The organism is Synechococcus sp. GFB01, assembly GCF_001039265.1.
GTDB lineage: Bacteria > Cyanobacteriota > Cyanobacteriia > PCC-6307 > Cyanobiaceae > NIES-981.
This window is the reverse complement of sequence record NZ_LFEK01000102.1, coordinates 1-4,012: the sequence shown is the minus strand read 5'-3', so window position 1 is coordinate 4,012 and position 4,012 is coordinate 1. Positions and strand designations below refer to the sequence as shown.

The window sequence follows — 4,012 nt, the reverse complement described above, 5'->3', positions numbered from 1 at the left end:
CCGATGCCAACGACCGGACCGCCGCCCGCTCCAGCCTGGACGCAACCCTGCAGCACTGGAGTGACGGCAGCCCGATCCAGGCACGGCAGTGGCTGCGCTCCAATCTGGAGACCATGGCCCCGCTGGCGGCCGAGCTGGGGCTGACCCAGCTGCTGGTCGAACTGGAATCCGTGCTGGAGCACGGCAATCAGGCGATCGACTGGCTGCGTCGCCATCGGGCCGGTGAAGCCGTGGGCGCGATCGTGGCCAGCGATGCGGCCGCCCTGGCGAAGCGGGAAGCGCAGCTGGCCAAGCTGGTCACAGACGGGCGTGCCTGCCTTTTGGGATGATCGGCATCATGCAAGCCGCCGACCCCGCTTCCCTGCCGACCGCGCTGGTCCCGACCGGCGAACCCTCGCCCCGGGTGTCCCGCCTTCTTGCGGAGCGGATGGAACTGGTGGAGGACCTGTGGCAGACGGTGCTGCGCAGCGAATGTCCGCCGGAGCAGGCCGAGCGGCTCCTGCAGCTCAAGCAGCTCAGCGCCAGTGGCGAGGACAGCCGCGACACAGCCGCCGCGATCGTGGAGCTGATCCGCACCATGGACCTGGCCGAGGCGATCGCCGCGGCACGGGCCTTCTCCCTCTATTTCCAGCTGGTCAACATCCTCGAGCAGCACATCGAGGAGGACAGCTATCTCCACAGCCTGCACACCCATCCTGAGGCCGCCCCCAGCGACCCGTTCCTGCCGGCCCTGGCCAGCCAGAGCGATCCGGCCACCTTCCGCCAGCTCTTCAAGCGGCTGCGGGCTCTGAATGTGCCCCCGGCGCAGCTGGAAACGCTGTTGCGCGATCTCGACCTGCGGCTGGTGTTCACGGCTCATCCCACCGAGATCGTGCGGCACACCGTGCGGCACAAGCAGCGCCGCGTGGCCACCCTGATCCAGCAGCTGCAACAGGACACCAGCCTGAACTCCCTGGAGCTGCGCAGCCTGCGCCAGCAGCTCGAGGAGGAGATCCGCCTGTGGTGGCGCACCGATGAACTGCATCAGTTCAAACCCACCGTGCTGGATGAGGTGGATTACGCCCTCCACTATTTCCATCAGGTGCTGTTCGAGGCGATGCCGCTGCTCCGCAAGCGCATCCGCACCGCCCTGACCGAAAGCTATCCCGATGTGGAGCCGCCTCGCGACGCCTTCTGCAGCTTCGGCTCCTGGGTGGGCTCCGACCGGGATGGCAACCCTTCGGTGACTCCGGAGATCACCTGGCGCACGGCCTGCTATCAGCGGCAGCTGATGCTGGAGCGCTACATCAAGGCGGTGGCCGAGCTGCGCGACCAGCTCAGCATCTCGATGCAGTGGAGCCAGGTGAGTGCGGCCTTGCTCGAATCCCTGGAGATGGACCGGCTGCGCTTCCCCGAGATCTACGAGGAACGGGCAGCCCGCTACCGACTCGAGCCCTACCGGCTCAAGCTCAGCTATGTGCTCGAGCGCCTGGAGCTCACCCACCAGCGCAATCAGCAACTGGCCCAAGCCGGCTGGGAGATGCCCTGTGAAGCCAGCGCCGTGCCCGGGGCAGCAGCGGCGGCGGTCTGGCCATGGGCGGCGGTGCTGATCTCCATTACGCCACGGTGGATGACTTCCGCAGCGACCTGGAGCTCGTGCAGCAGAGCCTGGCGAGCACCGGCCTGACCTGTGAGGCGCTGCAGCATCTGATCAGCCAGGCCCAGATCTTCGCCTTCTGCCTGGCCAGCCTGGACATCCGCCAGGAGAGCACCCGCCACAGCGATGCCCTCGACGAACTGACCCGCTACCTGCGGCTGCCGGTTCCCTACGGCGACATGGCGGAGGACGAGAAGGTGGCCTGGCTGCTGGCCGAGCTGCAGACCCGCCGCCCTCTTGTGCCCGCCGCGGCCCGGTGGAGTCCTCCCACGGCGGAGACCTTCGCCGTGTTCCGCATGCTGCAGCGGCTGCAGCTGGAATTCGGCACCCGCATCTGCCGCACCTACGTGATCTCGATGAGCCACACGGTGTCGGACCTGCTGGAGGTGCTGCTGCTGGCCAAGGAGGCCGGCGTGGTGGATCCGGTGGCTGAGCGCTCCTCCCTGCTGGTGGTGCCGCTGTTCGAGACGGTGGAGGACCTGCAGGGGCCCCGGCCGTGATGGAGGCGCTGTTCAGCCAGCCCTGCTACCGCAGGCTGCTGGCCGGCGGCGACGGCGATCAGCCGCTTCAGGAGGTGATGCTCGGCTACTCCGACAGCAACAAGGACTCCGGCTTCCTCTCCAGCAACTGGGAGATCCACAAGGCCCAGATCGCCCTGCAGCAGCTGGCCAGCCGCCACGGCGTGGCCCTGAGGATCTTCCACGGCCGCGGCGGCTCGGTCGGTCGCGGCGGTGGGCCGGCCTACCAGGCGATCCTGGCCCAACCCAGCGGCACGCTCAACGGCCGCATCAAGATCACCGAGCAGGGCGAGGTGCTGGCCTCGAAATACGCCCTTCCCGAGCTGGCCCTCTACAACCTGGAGACGGTCACCACCGCGGTGATCCAGAACAGCCTGGTGAGCACCCCCCTCGATAACACCCCCAGCTGGAATGCCCTGATGGAGCGCCTGGCCGCGCGCTCGCGCGACTTCTACCGGGCACTGGTGCACGACAACCCCGACCTGGTGGAGTTCTTCCAGCAGTGCACGCCGATCGAGGAGATCAGCAAGCTGCAGATCTCGAGCCGGCCGGCCCGGCGCAAGAGCGGCGCACGGGATCTCTCCAGCCTGCGGGCGATTCCCTGGGTCTTCGGCTGGACCCAGAGCCGTTTTCTGCTGCCCAGCTGGTTCGGGGTGGGGGCGGCGCTGCAGGAGGAACTCGACCGCGATCCCGGCCAGATGGAACTGCTCCAGCTGCTCTATCAGCGCTGGCCCTTCTTCCGCATGCTGATCTCGAAGGTGGAGATGACGCTCTCCAAGGTCGACATCGAACTGGCCCATCACTACGTGCAGGCCCTCAGCAGACCGGAGTCGAGGCCGGCCTTCGAGGGGATCTTCGAGACCATCGCCAGCGAGTTCAGCCTCACCCGGGCGCTGGTGCTGAGGATCACCGGCCACCAGCGGCTGCTGGATGGCGACCCCGCCCTGCAGCTCTCCGTGGATCTGCGCAACCGCACGATCGTGCCGCTGGGATTCCTTCAGGTGGCCCTGCTGCGCCGACTGCGCGACCAGAACCGCCAGCCACCGATGAGCGAAGCCGCCGCGCCGGACGGCGATGGCCGCACCTACAGCCGCAGCGAACTGCTGCGCGGGGCCCTGCTCACCATCAACGGCATCGCCGCCGGGATGCGCAACACCGGCTGACGATCCTGGAATCCCTGTTGCTCCCCTTCCGCAGCCAGCCGCCGGCCCCTCGCCTGCCGGAGGGCTGCCAGCTGCTGCAGAATTCCTGGCCAGACTGCGACGGCCTCAACCGGCTGCTTCAGCTGGCCGGCGAGGCCCCTCGCCCGCAGGAGCGCTGGCAACGGCTCCTGGAGCGCAGCCTCTGGCACCTGGCCGTCACGGGGGCAGGCGGCGAGCTGCTGGGGTTCGTGCGCGCCACCAGCGATCTGGCTCTCAACGCCAACCTCTGGGATCTGCTCAGCAATCCGGCGGATCCGGGCCGGGGTGCGATCCTGCAGGCTCTGGTGCACGGCTCCCTGCAGCGGCTGCGACGCGAACTGGCAGGCTGCAGCATCTCCCTCTCGGCACCCCCGGAGGCTCTGCGGGCCCTGGAGCGACATGGCTTCGTGCTCGACCCCGGTGGCATCAGGGCCATGGGACTGCGGCTGCGCTGAGCACCCGGGCTGCTCTCGGGCATCAGCAACAAAAACTCCGCTTGCCCTCCTCAGAGCACTGAGAAAGGGWCTCCCTGTTCACGCTTTCCGCCCAGGCAGAAGACGTGAAGATCACCGTCTGGTCGCTCGACCGCGACATCCAGCCGGCTCCGAACCTGATCAAGGACTTCAACGCTCTCAACAACGGGATCACGGTGGAATATCGTCAGATCCAGTTCGACG

At 67.8% G+C, this 4,012-nt stretch carries 1 protein-coding gene and 2 pseudogenes; all 3 read left to right on the top strand.

Features of this window, described 5'->3' with window-relative positions:
- A pseudogene (locus tag SYNGFB01_RS14685) lies at positions 1-329 on the top strand (putative glutamate--cysteine ligase); the annotation flags it as partial.
- A pseudogene (gene ppc / locus SYNGFB01_RS09915) lies at positions 326-3,317 on the top strand (phosphoenolpyruvate carboxylase). The pseudogenes SYNGFB01_RS14685 and ppc, both read left to right, overlap by 4 nt.
- 17 nt (positions 3,318-3,334) lie before the next feature.
- Entirely contained in the window at positions 3,335-3,790 is a 456-nt protein-coding gene (locus tag SYNGFB01_RS09910; protein ID WP_048017896.1) for a hypothetical protein, read from the top strand.
- Positions 3,791-4,012: the final 222 nt, after the last annotated feature.